The following is a 17134-nucleotide window of genomic DNA, read 5'->3' as shown; positions in this document are numbered from 1 at the left end:
TGCGGGATTGCCGCACGCCCCCCGCCCGGCTCGTGCGGCCTGGCCACTGGAACGTGCGCTGGGCGGTTCTGCAGGTGGGGAGCCCGGGTAGTGGCTGGTAGAGGCGGTGGAACGTTCCGCTCGGGGCTCTCGAGTCGGCAAAGAGGGATGCCGAAGTCAAGCGAGAGGAGATTAAATGGTTTACAGGTAGGGAATAGCTGTTACGAGGTGAGATCGATGGACCAAGCCACTGCGACGATCGTGAAGCCGCTGCCCGACCACCTGTTCCGGGTGCACGACGCGAGTGCCGAGATGCGGTGGGAGGCCATGTCCGGGCAGGGCTACCACACGCCGACTGACCGGTTCTTCATACGCAACCACACCTCCACGCCCCTCATCGACGTCACCACCTGGCGGCTGCGACTGCACGGCGCGGGCGTGCGATGCCCGCACGAGTTCGGCTACGACGACCTCCGGGCCATGCCGTCGCGGACGTACGACCTGGCGATCGAGTGCGCGGGCAACGGGCGGCGCTTCTACGGCACGCAACAGCATGACCCCGCCCCGGGGACCCAGTGGGGCCTGGGGGCGATCGGGGTCGCGCGGTGGCGTGGGGTGCCGCTGAAATACCTGCTCAAGCAGGTCGACGTGCGCCCGGAAGCCGTGGACGTCCTGCCGTCGGGGCTGGACGCGCCCTTCGAGGATTACGGGCACGTACGCCGCCCGCTGCCGATCGAGAAGGCCATGGACGACGTGCTGGTGGCGTACGAGATGAACGGCGAGCCGCTGCCGCCCGATCACGGATTTCCGGTGCGGCTGGTGGTGCCGGGATGGGTGGGAATAGCGTCCATCAAATGGCTCGGCGACATCGAAGTTTCCACGACCGAACTCTTCACTCCGTGGAACACGGTGTTTTACGCAGGGGTCACCACGCAGCCCGTGAAGAGCGCTTTCGAGCTCGCCTGGAACGCCGTCCTGCCCCTCACCGGGCCGCACATCCTGCACGGCCGGTCCTGGTCGGGGCAGGGCAGGATCGTCCGGGTCGAGGTGAGCTTCGACGGCGGGCGCAGCTGGCGCGCGGCCGAGCACCACGGACATCACCTGGTCGGAGCCTGGCTGCCGTGGCACATCTCGTGGGCTCCCCGCCGCCCGGGGCGGTATGTGCTCATGGCCAGGGCGACCGACGAGACCGGGGCCACGCAGCCGCTGATCACGCCCCGGCATCCCTTCGGCTATCACTTCGACGCGGTCGTGCAACACCCGATTCACGTTGTCATCGGATAGGTAATTGTCACCGATCCCGGCTGAGCTGGAGATTTCCTTTACCGCTGTCGGGCGCATCGGAATTCATCTGAAAGACTCTCGCGGAAACCTTTCGGAAATTCCCCTGTGTGATGCTGCACAGACGCCGGGAAAAGGAGAGCAGATGCGCCAGCTGACCGCACTCGACGCCCAGTTCCTCAATGTCGAGACGGCGACCACCGCCGCGCACGTGGCCGGGCTGGCGATACTCGACTCGGCGAACGGGTCGCTCGACCGGGACGCGCTCGCGGAGTTGCTGCTCGACCGGATCCACCTGTCCCCCGCGCTCAGCCTGCGCCTGGCCAGGGTGCCGCTGGGACTGGACCATCCGTACTGGGCACCCGATCCCGACTTCGACATCGGCAATCACCTGTTCGAGCTGGCGTTGCCCGAGCCGGGGAACGACTGGCAACTGGCCGATGCCGTGGCGGAGATCCACGCCCGCAGGCTCGACCGGGCGCATCCGCTGTGGGAGATGCATCTGATCACCGGGCTGCCCGATGGAAGGGTGGCCATCTACACGAAGGTGCACCACGCCGCCATCGACGGCATCTCGGGCGCGGAGACCCTGGCCACCCTGCTCGACCTCACTCCGGACGGCCACCTCACCCGCCGGAAGCTCCCGACGACGGTCCAGCCGGTCAACGCGAACGGCAACCACGCGCCGAGCGCCGCCCTCGCCGCTGCCGGCCAACGCGATCGTGCCTCAAGCAACGGCCACGCAAAGGCCAACGGCCACGTCAACGGCCGGCCCTCCAAACACCCCGCCAAGCACAACGCCGGCACTATCGACGGCCGGCCAGCCGGGCAATGCGGCAGCGTCCCCGATGGCGACCCGTTACTGCCGGTCAATGGGCACGGGGAGAAGGCGCCCGGGCTGATCGACATGCTGGCCGGAGCCGCCGTGCGTACCGCCACTCACCCCGCCCGCGCCGTGCGGTCGGTCGTCAGAGCGGCCGGAGACCTGGACGCCATCCCGCTGGCGGCCACCATGCCGGGCGCGAAGCTGATCGCCAAGGCCGTGCGGGCGGTGGTGCGCGACCGGCCCAACCGCCCCGAGTTGCCGAGCCTCGCCGCTCCCCGCACCCCGTTCAACGGCCCCATCAGCGCCCGCCGCCACCTGTCCTTCGGCTCGCTGTCGCTCAAGGACGTCAAGAAGGTGGCCAAATCCAACGGCATGAGCGTCAACGACGTCGTCATGACCCTGTGCACGTCTGCGCTCCGCTCCTGGCTGCGCGAGCGCGACGCATTGCCGGAGGCGCCGCTGATCGTCGCCGTCCCCGTCGCGGTCCGTACGGCCGGGGCCAAGGACCTGGTCGGCAACCAGATCTCCGCCATGGTCGCCCCCATGCCCACCAACGTCCCCGACCCCCGCGAGCGCCTGCAGGCGGTCGGCGCGACCATGGGCCAGGCCAAGCGGCGTTTCGCGCTGGCCCCGGCGACGTGGCTGAGCGAGCTGTGCTCGATGCTGCCCGCGCCGGTCACGAGCCTGGCCACGCCGGCGATCTTCCGGCTGGCCGGCATGGCGTTCCCGCCGATCAATCTGATCATCAGCAACGTGCCAGGACCGCAGTTTCCGCTGTACCTGTGCGGCGGGAGGGTGCTGTCGTACTATCCGCTGTCCGTCCTGACCGACATGAGCGGCGGCCTGAACATCACCTGCTTCTCCTACGACGGCATGCTGGACTTCGGCATCGTCGCCTGCCCCGAGCGCGTCGACGACGTGTGGGGCCTGCTCCGGCACCTGCGTACGGCGCTGGATGAGCTGTCAGACGAGCGCGTGGGCGATGAGTTCCGCGACGGCGTCGGGGTCGATCTGGTGGCCCGTTAGCTGCCAGAGGTTCTCCTGGTAGAGCAGGACGGCGGCGAACGTGGCCGCCGCCACCTCCAGCCTGGCCGCATCGCCCCGCACCCCGGGCAACGCCAGCTCGAGCGCGAACCGTGCCCGCCTGATCAGCTCGCTGTTGAGGCGGCTGAGCCGTTCCTTGACCGAGCCGTGCGTGTCGGCCTCGCGGAACAGGATGCGCCGCATCGCCGGTGAGGCCCGCAGCGGCAGCCCGCGCGCGAGCCTGGCGAGCGTGCCCGCCGGGTCGCCCGGGACAGCGTCGACGTCGCGTCCCTCCTCGATGTGCGTACGCTCATCGACGAGAGCGACCAGTACGTCGATCTTGTGGGGGAAATAGTCGAAGACCAGCCCTTTGGGCACTTTCGCGAACCTGGCGATGACCGCAGTCGGAGTGGCCTCGTAGCCGGAGCCCGCGAACAACTCCTCGGCCGCGTCCAGGATGCGCGTGCGCGCGTCACCCGTCACCACAGCACGAACCATAGCGCCACCTGCGGCTTCATCGCCATTCCAGGAAGCGTGGCGCTTTCCTCACTGTCCCCCAATGAGTCAGCGGTGTAGCATGTGAGACGAAATTGTCTCAAACGATACGGCGGTGTCCAGGTGGCGATGAGCCGAGAGCAGATCATGACGGCGGCGATCCGGCACCTCAACAAGGACCCGTCCGCCTCCATGGCGCAGCTCGCCGATGCGGTCGGGGTCAGCAGGGCCACGTTGCACCGGCAGTTCAGCAGCCGCGAGGAGTTGATGCTGGCCCTGGCCTGCCGCGGCCACGACCAATGGGAGCACGTGCAGCTGGCCGCCGGCCTGGACGCCGCGACCGCCTCAGGGGATCGGGAGATGCTGGAGAAGGCGCTGAACGCGCTGCTCACCGGCCTGATCGAGGTCGCCGACGAATACGGCTTCGGTCTCACCGACTACGCCCTGGCCGTCCACCCCGAGTTGTCGCGCCGCGCCGAGCAGCTGGAGGAACGCGAGATCGCGTTCTACACCGCCGCCCAGCGCGCGGGCCTGCTGAGCGCCCAGCTGCCTGTCCGCTGGCTCAGCGACGTCGTCTACGGTCTGCTCGTGGCCGTGCGAGACGGCCTGCGCCGCGGCGACATCGCCCGCCGGGACGCCCCCCGGCTGCTCCTCGAGACGTTCGCGCACGGCGCGGCGCCCTGGAGGGAATCATGACTCTCACCACGTCGCCCGTCTCGGCGAAGCGGCGGTGGGCCGGCCTGGCCGTGTTGTCGGCCAGTGTGCTGCTCGTGGTCATGGACATGACCGTGCTCAACGTGGCGCTGCCGGCCATCTCCGAGGACCTGCGGCCCAGCTCCATCGAGCTGTTGTGGATCGTGGACGCGTACGGGCTGGTGCTGGCCGGGCTGCTGGTCACGGTGAGCGCGCTGGGCGACCGGTGGGGTCGCAAGCGGATGTTGCTGACCGGGTTCGCGGTGTTCGGCCTGGCCTCACTGATGGTGCTGCTCGCCGGCCGCCCGGCGGAGGTGATCGCGGTACGGGCGCTGCTCGGCGTCGGCGGCGCCATGATCATGCCGTCCACGCTGTCCATGATCCGCAACCTGTTCCCCGACCCCGGCGAGCGGGCCAAGGCGCTGGGCATATGGTCGGCAATGGCCGCGGTCGGCGCCGCGGTGGGCCCCATCCTGGCCGGGCTGCTGCTGGAGCGTTTCACCTGGCATGCGGCGTTCCTGGTGAACGTGCCCATCATGGCCGCGGCGATCGGCGCGGGGCTGGTGCTGCTGCCCGAGTCCAGGAACCCCGGCCCCGGCCGCTGGGACGCGCTCGCCACGGTGTTGTCGATGGCCGGCATGGTGACGCTGGTGTACGCGATCAAGAGCTTCGGCAAGTACGGCCCCGCCTCGGCGAGCGCCCTGGTGGCGACCGCGGTCGCGGCGGTGACGCTGGGCTGGTTCGTGATGCGCTGCCTGCGCAGGCCCGATCCGCTCCTGGAGCTCCGGCTGTTCCGCAGCGGCCCCTTCTCCGCCGGAGTGACGACGGCACTGACCACGGCGATCGCGATGGGCGCGGTGTTGTTGCTGCTCGCGCAGTGGATGCAGCTCGTGCGGGGCTACTCGCCGCTGGAGACCGGCGTGCGGCTGCTGCCCGCAGCGCTGGCCGCGCTCGTGGCCTCGCCGCTCGCCCCGTCGCTGGCGGCCAGGATCGGCGCCCGTACGGTGCTGGCGGGCGGGCTGGCGGTGACGGCGGCGGGGTTCCTGCTGCTCTTCCTGGCGCCGGCGCCGCTGGACTACGGGCCGGTGGCAGGTGCGCTGGTGCTGATCGGCATCGGGAACGGCGCGCTGGCGATCGCCTCCGCGGTGATCATGTCGGGTACGCCCGCGGCGAAGTCGGGCAGCGCGGCGGCCATCGAGGAGACCAGTTACGACATCGGCGGGGCGCTCGGCGTGGCCGTGCTCGGCAGCGTGGCGGCGGCCGTCTACCGCGACGGGCTCGACTACGACGGGCCGGCGGCCGGGGTCGCGCGGGAGTCGCTGGGCGGCGCGATCGACGTGGCCAGGGAGCTGGGCGCGGAGGGTGCGCGGCTGGGCGCGGAAGGCCTACAGCTGGGCGCGGAGGGCGTGCGGCTGGCCGAGCAGGCGACGGCGGCCTTCACCGGCTCACTCACGCTGACCAGCGGGGCGGGCGCGGCGTTGATGCTGGCCGGCGCGGTGCTGGTGTGGTTGCTGACGCCGCGCGACCTCGACCTGTCCGCCGGTCATTGAGCGCCGATGGCGGCCATGAGCATGGGGTACGCCCGATGCAGTTCCCGCTGCCAGAAGGCGTGGGCGTGGCCGCCGCGGTAGAAATGGGTGCGCACCGGGATGCCCAGCTCGTCCAGCCGGGCGGTGAACGATCTGGCCGCCCGGTTCGCCAGGTCCTCGACCAGGTCGCCTTCGCCCGCGGCCACGTAGAGGTCGACGCCCTTGAGATGGCGCGCCCGGTCGTAGGGATTGTGCGCCCGCCAGATCGAGCGCTGCGCCGCCGGATCGCCCCAGATGCGTTTCCAGTCCGTGCCGAAGCAGCCGATCGCGGTGCCGGCCATGACCGCCTGCGGCACGCCCGGAGCCAGGATGTGCACGGCGCCGCTGAACGAGGCCGCCGCCGCGAAGTAGCCCTTGGACGCGTACAACATGGCGCCCTGCCCGCCCATCGAGTAGCCGGCCACCGCGCGCCGCCCGCCCGCGCGAAAGCGGGACTCCAGCAGGGGCAGCAGTTCCCGCAGGTGGTAGGTCTCCCAGCGGGGCGGGCCGCCGTCGCCGCCGTTCCACCAGTCCGAGTAGCTGCCACAGGTGCCGCCGTCGGGCATCACGACCAGCACGCCGGCGCGGCGGGTGAGCGCGTCGACGTCGGTCCTGGTGCTCCACGAGGTGTGGTCGTCGAGCCCGCCGTGCAGCAACCACAACACCGGCCAGTCGCGGCGCGACTCCCAGCGGTGCGGCAGCAGCAGGCGCACCTTCGTGGTGGCGCCGCCGAGTGCCGGCGACCTGATCGTCAGCTCCATCCGGCGCTCGTCGAGCCGCCGCTCCTCCACCACCCGCGCCATTTCGGGTCCGCTCACCGAGGGTTTCGGTCCGGCCTGCTCCTCCCCGCCGGACCGCACCACCGCCACGCCCGCCAGGAACAGACCACCGGCGACCAGCGCGCCGACCAGGCAACCGCGTAATCGGGGTGCCATCGAAGCCTCCTCATTGGATGCGCGGATAATAGCGGGATGAGATCAATAGGAACCACGGACCTGTCCGTTTTCCCGATATCGCTCGGCACCAATGTCTTCGGCTGGACGGCGGACAAGGAGACGTCGTTCGCGGTCCTGGACGAGTACGTCGAGAACGGCGGCAATTTCATCGACACCGCCGATGTCTATCCGTACTGGGCGACCGGCGACTCCGCGTCCGAGATGATCATCGGCGACTGGCTGGCCCACCGGCACAACCGCGACTCGCTCGTCCTGTCCACCAAGGTCGGCATGCTCGAAGGACTCCAGGGCCTGGCCCCGGCGACCATCCGCACGGCGGTCGAGGACTCGCTGCGGCGGCTCCGTACCGATTACATCGACCTCTACTGGGCGCACGTGGACGACCACGACACGCCGATGGTGGAGTCGCTGGCCGTCTTCGACGCGCTGGTGCGCGAGGGCAAGATCCGGTACGCCGGCGCGTCCAACCACAGCGCCGCCCGGCTGGCGGAGGCGCTCAAGATCTCCGACGAGGAGGGGCTGGTCAGATACGTCGCGCTGCAGCAGCAGTACAACCTGGTCGAGCGTGACTACGAGGGCGAGTTGCGGGACGTGGTGGCCAGGGAAGGGTTGGGCAGCACGCCGTACTTCGGGCTGGCGCGCGGCTTCCTGACCGGCAAGTACGCGCCCGGCGTCGCCGTCGAGAGCCCGCGGGCGGGCATGGCCGGCGAATACCTGGCCACGGAGCACGGGCGGCGCACGCTGGAGGCGCTGACCAAGGTGGCGGCCGAGCGTGTGGTCCACCCGGCCTCGGTGGCGCTGGCCTGGCTCGCCGCCCAGCCGACGATCACGGCGCCGATCGCGAGCGCGCGCAGCGTCGAGCAGTTGCAGGCGCTGATCACGGCCGCAGAGCTGACGCTCAGCCCGGAGGAGCTCGCTCTCCTGGACGAGGCCTCCCGCCCGTGACCGCGCACATCGGCAGGGTCGGGCTGGTCACTAGACCCTGAGGGCTGGGTGGGGGGAGGCGAGGTCAGCGGGTGCGGTTGACCAGGCTCGCGCACAACGCGCGCAGGTCGGCCGCGTCCGGCAGGCATTCGTCCAGAGCGTGCAGGGCCGCCGATACGTACCGGTCGGCCACGGCTTGGGCGGCGCTGCGGCCACCGGCCTCCTCGACGAGGCGCGCGGCGTGCCGTACCGACTCTTCGTCCGTGACGCCGGCCGAAAGGACGGCGGACAGCTCGCGGGCGGCGGGCGAGTCGGCGGCGAGGGCGGCGAGCACGGGCAACGTCTTCTTGTCGCGCCGCAGGTCGCTGTGCACGGGCTTGCCGGTGACGCGGGGATCGCCCCAGATGCCGAGCATGTCATCGGCGACCTGGAACGCCACCCCCAGGTCGCGCCCCACCGCCCACATCCGGTCCGCGAGCTCGGGCGCGCCGCCGCCCAGCGCCACGCCGGCCGCCGCGGCGGCCCCCAGCAGGCCGCCGGTCTTGCCCGCCGCCATCTCGATGCACTCGCCGATCGTGACCTCGTTGGGCCCGCGCCAGGGGCGGTTCTCGAAGGCCATGTCGGCGCTCTGCCCGTGCACGAGCTCGACCAGCGCCGCCGACAGATACTTCATGGCCTCCGGCATCCCAGCGAGCTGCTGGACCGCCAGGGCGAGCAGGGCGTCGCCGGTGAGCAGCGCAGGCCCCACCCCGTACGCCTTCCAGAGCGCCTCGCGGTGCCTGCGCCGCTCATCATGATCGATGATGTCATCGTGCGTCAGTGAAAACGCGTGCACCAGCTCCACCGCCACCGCCGCCGGCAGCGCCGACTCCGCCGTGCCCCCGACCGCCTCGGCGCTGAGCAGGGCGATCGCGGGCCGCACGCCCTTGCCACCGTCCCCTTGGTACGGCCGACCATCCGCGTCCGACCAGCCCAGCGCGAACGCGGCCATCCTGGCGCCCCACGGGTGCAGCACGGAGACGGCCTCGCGGAGAGCCGGTTCGAGCAGGCGCCGGCAACGCTCCAAGGCGCCGCCGCCCAGCGGGCCTGCGGCCGGATGGCTGAGATTCAACTGGCGCTCCTACCCTGTACGATCTTGAACCTACATGCAGGCGCATGTGATAATCCACTTATAAATTGACATTTGTCAGCAAATGTCCGGCATGTGAGATATGGCGCCGCAGGCACAACAGGAGGCACCCGTGGCGATCCACGCCACCTCTAGGGCACGCGTCATCCTCCTCTGCTATTCGATCATCATCTGACCCCCCTGCGAGAATACGCAAACCCGACAAACTTCATATAACACGCTTATGTCCGTATATCGCACTCCGGATCAGGGGATCGCCGCCATGCCGCACGCCACGGACACCCCCGTGACCAGCCCGAAAATCCTCCCGTTCTACAAGGCCATCCCCCGGCTCGCGAAAGACCCGGTCACCGAGCTGGCCAGGATGGGCGTCGAGGCCCGTGGCCAGATCGTCCGGCTCGACCTGGGCCCGTTCCGCCCGTACCTGATCTCGCATCCCGACCACGTCCAGCAGGTGCTGAAAACGGACTGGTCGAACTTCGTGCGCGCGGGCATGTTCTGGCGGCCGCTGCACCGCGTGACCGGCCAGAGCATTCTGGCCGAGGACGAGGCCTGGGCGTCCGCCAGGAAGATCCTCCAGCCCCTCTTCACCCCCAGATACCTCAACTCGCTGGCCGAGGACATGGCCGACGTCGTCGCCGACTGCATGCTGGAGCTCGATGAGCACGCCCGCACCGGGCGGCTGATCGACGGCGGCGGCCACAAGATGACCGCCATCGTCAACGAGGCCGTCATGAAGCTCCTGTTCGGTGGCCGTATCCCGCGCGAGACCGTCGACCTGCTACAGCCCGAGATCGCCACCTGCGCCACCTCGATCCACTTCCGGCTGATCTTCCCCTTCGCGCCCTACTCCATCAAGGTCCCCGGCGACCGGGCCTTTCTCAGAGCCGTGAAGAAGATCGACGAGATCATCTATTCCCTGATCGAGGAGAATTCCCGCGAGGAGGCCTCCCGTGCGGAGGAGCCCAGTAAGGAAATCATCTCCACCTTGCTCACGGCCCGGAAGGCGCACGACGGGACGGTGGACGTGCGGCAGGTGCGGGACGACCTGGTGAGCATGTACGGCGCGTCCTCGGAGACCACCGCCATGTCGCTGGCCTGGCTGTGGTCGGTGTTGCACGATCATCCCGACGTGGACGCCAAGCTGCGGGACGAGATCGACCGCGTGGTTGGCGGCGGCCCCGTACGGCCTGAGCACGTCGCTCAGATGCCCTACCTCCGCATGGTGCTGCAGGAGCTCTTACGCGTCTACCCGTCGGCCTGGATCATCCCCCGCCAGACCGTGGCCGACACGGAGATCGGCGGCGTCCGGATCAAGGCCGGCTCGCAGGTGCTGGTCAGCCCGTACACCACCCACCGGCTGCCGCAGTTCTGGGATCGCCCGCTGGAGTTCGATCCCGAGCGCTGGGCCGGCGAACACCAGCTCCTGCATCGCTACTCCTACATCCCCTTCGGCACGGGCCCGCACGTGTGCCTCGGCCAGCATCTGTTCTACATCGAGGCGTCGCTGGTGATAGCCAACGTGATGAGCCGATACCGGCAGGTGTTGACCAACCCCCAGAAACTCACCCCGGTGCCGGGGGCGTCCGTCCGGCCGAGGGAGAGCCTCTGGCTGCGGCTGGAGCCTCGCGATCGGGACGCACGGGCATGACCACGGCGATGACGTCCGGCATCGCCGCGGCGGCCGGCGAGCTGGTGACGAGCCTCATGCTCAGGCCGTGGGGGCAGGTATCGGCATCGATCTACGAGACCGGCCGCCTGGTCTCCCTGGCCCCCTGGCTGACCGGCCACCAGGCGCGCATTTCCTACCTGATCGGCACCCAGCGGGAGGACGGCGCGTGGGGCGCGCCGGACGGGTACGGCCTGGTGCCCACGCTGAGCGCCACCGAAGGCCTCCTGTCGGCGCTGTCGCGCGCGGACTCCGGCGCCGACCGCGGCTACCTCACGCACACGGCCGAGCGCGGCGTCCGCGTGCTGGCCACGTGGCTGGGCCAGCGGCTCACGCTGCCGGATATGCCGGCGATCGAGCACATCGTCCCGTCCCTCGTGGCCCTCATCAACCGGCACGTGACGCATCTCACGGGGCACCCGCCGCTGCCGTTGCCCGAAGGGATGAGCGAGGACACGCTCCGGCTGGTCAGGTCATGGATCAAGTCGGGAATGGAGATCCCGGAGAAGCTGCTGCACGCCCTGGAGATCGCGGGCGAGGAGGCCTCCGGCGCGCCCGGCATCCGGCCAAGCCCCATCGGGACGATCGGCGCCTCGCCCGCGGCGACGGCGGCCTGGCTGAGAGAGCGGAGTGACGGTGACGCCTCCGAGGCGGCCCGCGGCCATCTGGAGGCGATCGTCCGGCTCCACGGCGGCCCCGTGCCCGTCGGGCTGCCGATCACCATGTTCGAGCGGGGCTGGGTGCTGAGCTGGCTCGGCCGTGCGGGCGTGCCGGTCGACGTGCCGCCCGAGATGGCGGCCGACCTGCGGGCGGCGATCGGCCCCTTAGGAACGCCCGCCGGGTCCGGCCTGCCGGCCGACGCCGACACGACGTCTGTGGCGTTGTACGCGCTGGCGCTGCTGGGAGTGCCGTGCGAGCCCGACAGCCTGTGGCATTTCCGCTCCGGCGTGCACTTCTCCACCTGGCCTGGGGAGCAGGGCGTCTCGGTCAGCGTCAACGCGCACGTGCTGGACGCCTTCGGCGAGTACGTCGCCCGCAAGCCGGCCGCCGCGCCGAGCTACGGAGAGGCGATCCGCGACCTGGCGGCCTGGATCCAGGAACGGCAGCGGCCTGACGGCAGCTGGACCGACAGGTGGCACGCCTCTCCCTACTACGCGACCGTCAGCTGCGCCCTCGCGCTCGACGCCTTCGGCGGGGAGCCGTCGGCGGCGTCGGTACGCACGGCGGTCGAGTGGGTGCTGGGCACCCAGCGGCCGGACGGCTCCTGGGGGCGATGGGAGGGCACCGCCGAGGAGACCGCGTACGCGATGCAGACCCTGCTGATGACGAGGAGCCGATGGGAGCCGCGCTGCACGGAGGCCGTCGGCCGGGGTCAGGCGTACCTGGCGCGCTCGGCCGGCAAGGAGCATCCTCCGCTCTGGCACGACAAGGACCTGTACACGCCGCTCGCCGTGACCCGCGCAGTGGTGATCGCCGCGCAGCACCTCGCCGAGCGGGCGTGCCGCCCGTCGCCGGACGGCGCCTCGCCCTAGCCGCCATGCGTGTCGACGTCCCTGGCCAGCTCCCGCACGGTGTACGCGTGCGTGTCCCTGGCCATGTACCAGGCGCCGTTGAACGCCACGCTCCTGCGCTGTCCCTCCGCGATATCCGCCAGCTCGGGCGGCAGCTCCGCGAGCGCGGCGGCGAAGGCGGCGTTGAGTTCGGCGATGTGCGCGGAGACCCGTTCGACCGCCGCCTCAATGGTCATCCCCGCACGCTCCAGGATGAGGACGGAGTTCGGCTTGCCCTCGCGCCTCTCGCGTTCGAACGTCCTGATGTCGTTGGCGAGCCGCATGCACGCCGCGCCGAGGGCTGTGGCCGACGCAATCGATTCCCAGTGAGCGACGTCGGCGGGCATCGGGCCGGAGACCGCCAGGGCGGCCGCCCACCAAGTGGGGTAGAGGATCGTGATGCGACCATTCGCGACGTATTCGTCGTACGCCGGCCAGGGCTCGCCGCCCGAAGCCCACACGCGCTCGCGCGCCATGGCGGCGCCGGCGAGGCCGAGCCGCCGCACCAGGGTCGGCACGTGCGCCGCGGCGCCGGGGTGCGCGTGAAAACGCGCGCACCAGGCCTGCCAGGCGTGCAGCGCCTGGCCCGCGAGCTCCGTGGCATCGGCCGGCGCCGGCTCGCCTTCGAGGATGGCGGCGAGCCGGGCGAAGAGCTCGACGACGTCACTGCCGGACGAATGGCCCGCGACGTTGTCGGCGAGGTCGTCGAGGCCGAACAGGATCGCGGTCAAGGCCCCGAGGTCGGCGATCTCGTCCCGCCCCGCGCGCGGGAACGTGGCGGCGGCGGACAAGCAGCTGAAGGCGAGCCGGCTGGCCGAGCTGTCGCCGTCGGCGAACAACGCGGTGTAGGGGCGCAGCAGGCGCTCCCCCAAAGGCACGGCGTCGAGCGCGGCGTTCAGGACGGCGCTCCGGTCCTGTTCCGGCACGCCGGCCAACTGGTGCGAGCGCATTAGGAGGCGATCTACGAGGTCATTGCGAATGGAGAAGTATGCAGCGGCGTCGCTCACGTTCGCAGGATATCGATTTTTGAGCATTGTTGACCAATGTTGTCAAAAATCGGATATTTGTGTGCAAAGTGTTTGGTGTTGTTGTGAGGTACTTTGACGTGCGCTACAGTTCCTTGATCGACACGGTCTGTTGCCACTGTGTGCTCTTGGGCGACCGGCGCACGATAGACATTCACAGGGTGGGTATAGATGGGCTTCCGCAATACACGACTGCGGACCAAAGTCACTGCTCTGCTGCTCTCCCTGGCGGCGTTGTGGGCCTTTGCCGCGTGGGTCACTCTTCGCGAGGGTGTCAACTTGCTGTGGGTGACCCAGCTGAACTCCAGCGTAGTCGACCCCAGCGTGCGGGTCCTCGAGGAGCTGCAGAAGGAGCGCCGGTTCTCGGTCGTCGAGCTGAGCGACCCCACGCCGCGCGCCCGCAGGGAGCTGGAAAGCCAGCACAAGCAGACGGACCTCATGATCACCGCATTCAGGGAGTCGGCCGGCGGGACCATCGTCGACTGGGCGATGGACGACGAGGGCGCCCGCCGGCTGGCCGAGGTGTTCCGCCGGCTCGACTCGATCAAGCAGACCCGGCAGGCCCTCGAAGCCGGACGATTGAACCGGGTCCAGGCGATGGACGCCTACGCCGCCGTCATCGACCCGTTCTACAGCCTCTACGGCGCAGTGGCGACTCTCGACGACAAGATCATCGCCAAGGAGATCCGCGCCCTGTCCGCCCTGAGCCGGGCCCGGGAGGTCCTCAGCAGGGAAGACGCGCTGCTCACCGGCGTGCTCGCCGAAGGACGGCTGTCCCCTGCCGAGCACGCCGAGTTCACCCAGACCGTGGGTGCCTGGCACATGGTCGCCGACCAGGCCGCAGCGGAGCTACACGAATCCGATCGGATCGCCTACGACAAGCTGGTCAAGGGCCCGTCGTTCGTCCAGCTCGCCAACCTGGAACGGCAGGTCGCCGAGCAGAGTCCGACCATCGGCGCCCTTCGGTTCGGGGCCGAGGAGTGGAAGACGGTGTCGGGGCGGGCCCTCAACGACTTCAACACCATGGTGCTCGCCGGCGGAGACCGCGTGGTCGACAGGGCCGTGCCGGTCGCCGTCAACGTCGTCATCCGGCTGGTCCTGGCCGGTGGTCTCGGGCTCATCGCGGTCATCGCCTCGATCATCCTGTCGATCACTACGGCTCGCGCGCTCTTCGCCCAGCTGCAGAAACTGCGTGACGCCGCGCACGAGCTGTCCGACAAGCGCTTGCCCGACGTGGTCGGCAGGATCGGCCGGGGCGAGGACGTCGACGTGGCCGCCGAGGCGCCGCCGCTGCAGTTCGGCGACGACGAGATCGGCCAGGTGGGCCAGGCGTTCAACACCGTGCAGCGCACGGCGATCATGGTGGCGGCCGAGCAGGCGGAGTTGCGCCGCGGCATCCGCGACATTCTGCTCAGCCTGGCCCGCAGGACGCAGGGCCTCGTGCACCGGCAGCTCACCGTGCTCGACGTGATGGAGCGCCGCGAGACCGACCCCGAGGAGCTGAAGGAGCTCTTCCGGCTGGACCACCTGGCCATCCGCATGCGGCGCAACGCGGAGAACCTCATCGTGCTCTCCGGCTCCTCCCCCGCACGCACCTGGCGCCGCTCGGTCCCCATGGTCGACGTCGTGCGCGGCGCGCTCGCCGAGGTCGAGGACTACACCCGGGTCACGCTCCTGCCGATGGGCGAGGTCGTGCTCATCGGCCGGGCCGTCGGTGACGTCGTGCACTTGCTGGCCGAGCTCATCGAGAACGCCGTGTCCTTCTCACCGCCGTACACGAACGTGCAGGTCAGCGGGCAGCTCGTGGCCAACGGCTACGTGGTCGAGATCGAGGACCGGGGCCTGGGCATGAAGCCCGAGGACCTGGAGGCCGCGAACGAGCGCATCGCGAACCCGCCCGAGTTCCGCATCACCGGCACCGCCCGCCTGGGCCTCTACGTGGTCAGCCAGCTGGCCAGGCGGCACGACATCCAGGTGGTGCTCAAAGCGTCGCCGTACGGCGGGACCACGGTCGTGGTGCTGTTGCCGCAGGAGCTCGTCCAGCTCGACCCCAGCCCGGCGCCTCAGCGCGGCGACGCTGGGGAGCGGCTGCCGCGCCGGCCGACCGCGGTGGCCACGGTGCCCCGCCCCGTCGCGGGGGAGATGGCCCGCCCCGTCGCCGGGGAGGTGGCGCGCCCCGTCACCGGGGAGAACGTGCGCACGCTCAAGCCCGCCCGCCCGGTCCCCGCACCCGTTCCCGAGCCGGCCCCCGAACCAGTACCAGAGCCGCCAGCTGAACCGGAGCAGCAGCCCGTGGCCGAATTCACACCATCAGGGCTGCCGCTGCGCGTGCCCCAGGCGAACCTTGCGCCCGCGCTGCGGGAGGACACGCCCACACAGCCAGACTTCGAGGAGGACGATGACGAGCGCTCGCCGGAGGAGATCCGGGCGATGATGGGATCTCTTCAGTCAGGCACCCGCCTTGGCCGGACGCAGGCGGCCAAGATGCTGGATGAGCAGCAGGGAGGCGAGGCACCATGACCCCCACCACGGGCACCGACCTCAACTGGCTGATGGACGACCTCGTCGGCCGCGTCAAGGAGGCCGAGCACGCCATCGTGTTGTCCTCCGACGGCCTGCTGATGGCCTCGTCGGCCGGGTTGCAGCGCACCGACGGCGAGCATCTGTCCGCCGTGGCCTCCGGGCTTCAGAGCCTGGCCAAGGGCGTCTCGGAGCACATCTCCGGCGGCGCGGTGCGGCAGACGGTCGTGGAGTGGAAGAACCAGTTCCTCATCGTGACCATGGCGGGCGAGCGTGCCTGTCTGGCGGTGTTGTGCGCGCAGAACGCCGACATCGGGCTGATCGCGTACGAGATGGCCATGATGGTCGCGCGGGTGGGCCAATACCTCACCTCGGGCGCCCGCAACGCCGAGGCCATCGCCAGGAGCGACCGGTGACAGGCGCCGACGGTCCGATGGATGAGCACTGGGTCGACCCGGAGATCGTCCGGCCCTACGTCGTGACGCGGGGCCGGACCCAGCCGGCGCACGGCAGGTTCGACTTGATCTCCATGGCCCTGGCGGTGGGTGGTCCGCCGGGCCCGGACGCCGGGCTGGACCCCGAGCACCTGCGGATCCTCCAGATCTGCCGCGAGCCCAAGTCCGTCGCCGAGATCGCCGCGTATCTCAACCTCCCCGCCGGCACGATCCGCGTGCTGCTCGGGGATCTGTTCGATCGCGAACTCGTCTCTGCCCAGGAACCACAATCCGAGGTGGACATGCGTGACATGAAGATGTATAGGGCGGTGCTCGATGGTCTTCGCTCGCTCTGACCGACCGCGCCTGCCGACGGCGATCAAGATCCTGGTCGCCGGCGGGTTCGGCGCGGGCAAGACGACGATGGTCGGCGCGGTCTCAGAGACCCGGCCGCTGCGGACGGAGGAGGTGCTCACCGACCGCGGGGTCGGCGTGGACGACCTCAGCTCGGTGGAGGCCAAGCGCACCACCACGGTGGCGATGGACTTCGGCCGGATCACCCTCGGCAACGACTACGTGCTCTATTTGTTCGGCACGCCTGGGCAGGAGCGGTTCTGGTTCGTGTGGGACGAACTGGCGGAGGGCTCGCTGGGCGCCGTGATTCTGGCGGACACGCGGCGGCTGGCGGACTGTTTCCCGTCGGTGGACTATTTCGAGCGGCGGAGCACGCCGTTCGTGGTGGCGGTCAACTGTTTCGAGGGAGCGCCGACGTTCGAGCTGGACGAGGTGCGTCTCGCGCTCCAACTCGACCCATCGGTCCCCATCATCATGTGCGACGCCAGGAAACGGGATTCGAGCAGGGAGGTCCTGATCGCCCTGGTGAAGCACTCGGCGAAGCTGCGCGCGGAGCCGGTCGGCAGCTGAGCACACCGTTGTCAGGCTGGATTGACAGAGGGCTCGTGTCAATCCAGCCTGACAGGCATGCGCACCATTGCACCGTCCAGCCCCGCTCCCGGGGCGCCGATGGCGGAACCCAACGACCGGACGACGAAAGGCGCCGGT

At 70.0% G+C, this 17134-nt stretch carries 15 protein-coding genes; 11 read left to right on the top strand and 4 right to left on the bottom strand.

Annotated elements, in window-relative coordinates:
• Positions 1 to 216 precede the first annotated feature (216 nt).
• Positions 217 to 1263 (top strand): sulfite oxidase, encoded by a 1047-nt coding sequence (locus ACTWPT_RS22485; protein ID WP_443179401.1) that lies wholly within the window; start codon positions 217 to 219, stop codon positions 1261 to 1263.
• A gap of 142 nt (positions 1264 to 1405) precedes the next feature.
• A complete protein-coding gene (locus ACTWPT_RS22480) occupies positions 1406 to 3112 on the top strand; it encodes a WS/DGAT/MGAT family O-acyltransferase (RefSeq protein ID WP_443179400.1) in 1707 nt (568 codons plus the stop codon).
• Here the strand turns inward: ACTWPT_RS22480 and ACTWPT_RS22475 are convergent.
• The gene (locus tag ACTWPT_RS22475) at positions 3050 to 3595 is read right to left on the bottom strand and encodes a TetR/AcrR family transcriptional regulator (protein ID WP_443179399.1); all 546 of its coding nucleotides are present in this window, start codon (positions 3593 to 3595) and stop codon (positions 3050 to 3052) included. The two genes, ACTWPT_RS22480 and ACTWPT_RS22475, sit on opposite strands and share 63 nt — an antisense overlap.
• Before the next feature lie 138 nt (positions 3596 to 3733).
• Between ACTWPT_RS22475 and ACTWPT_RS22470 the strand changes: the two genes are divergently transcribed.
• Positions 3734 to 4300, top strand: coding sequence for a TetR/AcrR family transcriptional regulator (locus ACTWPT_RS22470; RefSeq protein WP_443179398.1), 567 nt, complete (start codon positions 3734 to 3736; stop codon positions 4298 to 4300).
• Positions 4297 to 5847 carry an MFS transporter gene (locus ACTWPT_RS22465; RefSeq protein WP_443179397.1) on the top strand — a complete coding sequence of 517 codons (1551 nt, stop codon included), beginning with the start codon at positions 4297 to 4299 and terminating at the stop codon, positions 5845 to 5847. Before ACTWPT_RS22470 ends, ACTWPT_RS22465 begins: the two co-directional genes overlap by 4 nt.
• Here the strand turns inward: ACTWPT_RS22465 and ACTWPT_RS22460 are convergent.
• Positions 5841 to 6800, bottom strand: coding sequence for an alpha/beta hydrolase (locus ACTWPT_RS22460; protein ID WP_443179396.1), 960 nt, complete (start codon positions 6798 to 6800; stop codon positions 5841 to 5843). The genes ACTWPT_RS22465 and ACTWPT_RS22460 overlap by 7 nt on opposite strands.
• Before the next feature lie 36 nt (positions 6801 to 6836).
• On the opposite strand from ACTWPT_RS22460, the gene ACTWPT_RS22455 reads away from it, so the two are divergent.
• A complete protein-coding gene (locus tag ACTWPT_RS22455; protein ID WP_443179395.1) occupies positions 6837 to 7766 on the top strand; it encodes an aldo/keto reductase in 930 nt (309 codons plus the stop codon).
• Positions 7767 to 7830: 64 nt separating this feature from the next.
• Here ACTWPT_RS22455 and ACTWPT_RS22450 read toward each other — a convergent pair whose 3' ends face one another.
• Positions 7831 to 8856 (bottom strand): polyprenyl synthetase family protein, encoded by a 1026-nt coding sequence (locus ACTWPT_RS22450; RefSeq protein WP_443179394.1) that lies wholly within the window; start codon positions 8854 to 8856, stop codon positions 7831 to 7833.
• Positions 8857 to 9097: 241 nt separating this feature from the next.
• Here ACTWPT_RS22450 and ACTWPT_RS22445 point away from each other — a divergent pair, with 241 nt between their 5' ends.
• The gene (locus ACTWPT_RS22445) at positions 9098 to 10525 is read left to right on the top strand and encodes a cytochrome P450 (protein ID WP_443179393.1); all 1428 of its coding nucleotides are present in this window, start codon (positions 9098 to 9100) and stop codon (positions 10523 to 10525) included.
• The gene (locus ACTWPT_RS22440) at positions 10522 to 12075 is read left to right on the top strand and encodes a prenyltransferase/squalene oxidase repeat-containing protein (protein WP_443179392.1); all 1554 of its coding nucleotides are present in this window, start codon (positions 10522 to 10524) and stop codon (positions 12073 to 12075) included. Before ACTWPT_RS22445 ends, ACTWPT_RS22440 begins: the two co-directional genes overlap by 4 nt.
• Here the strand turns inward: ACTWPT_RS22440 and ACTWPT_RS22435 are convergent.
• Positions 12072 to 13100 carry a terpene synthase family protein gene (locus tag ACTWPT_RS22435; RefSeq protein WP_443179391.1) on the bottom strand — a complete coding sequence of 343 codons (1029 nt, stop codon included), beginning with the start codon at positions 13098 to 13100 and terminating at the stop codon, positions 12072 to 12074. The two genes, ACTWPT_RS22440 and ACTWPT_RS22435, sit on opposite strands and share 4 nt — an antisense overlap.
• Positions 13101 to 13289: 189 nt before the next feature.
• On the opposite strand from ACTWPT_RS22435, the gene ACTWPT_RS22430 reads away from it, so the two are divergent.
• The 4 genes from ACTWPT_RS22430 to ACTWPT_RS22415 are packed head-to-tail and all read left to right on the top strand — an operon-like array spanning position 13290 to position 16996.
• On the top strand, positions 13290 to 15638 hold the full coding sequence (locus ACTWPT_RS22430) for a sensor histidine kinase (RefSeq protein ID WP_443179390.1): 2349 nt from the start codon (positions 13290 to 13292) through the stop codon (positions 15636 to 15638).
• Positions 15635 to 16054, top strand: coding sequence for a roadblock/LC7 domain-containing protein (locus ACTWPT_RS22425; protein ID WP_443179389.1), 420 nt, complete (start codon positions 15635 to 15637; stop codon positions 16052 to 16054). Before ACTWPT_RS22430 ends, ACTWPT_RS22425 begins: the two co-directional genes overlap by 4 nt.
• The gene (locus ACTWPT_RS22420) at positions 16051 to 16428 is read left to right on the top strand and encodes a DUF742 domain-containing protein (RefSeq protein WP_443179388.1); all 378 of its coding nucleotides are present in this window, start codon (positions 16051 to 16053) and stop codon (positions 16426 to 16428) included. Before ACTWPT_RS22425 ends, ACTWPT_RS22420 begins: the two co-directional genes overlap by 4 nt.
• On the top strand, positions 16409 to 16996 hold the full coding sequence (locus ACTWPT_RS22415) for a GTP-binding protein (RefSeq protein WP_443179387.1): 588 nt from the start codon (positions 16409 to 16411) through the stop codon (positions 16994 to 16996). Before ACTWPT_RS22420 ends, ACTWPT_RS22415 begins: the two co-directional genes overlap by 20 nt.
• Positions 16997 to 17134: the final 138 nt, after the last annotated feature.

Source organism: Nonomuraea sp. 3N208, from assembly GCF_052245935.1.
Lineage (GTDB): Bacteria > Actinomycetota > Actinomycetes > Streptosporangiales > Streptosporangiaceae > Nonomuraea.
This window is presented reverse-complemented; position numbering and strand designations above follow the sequence as displayed.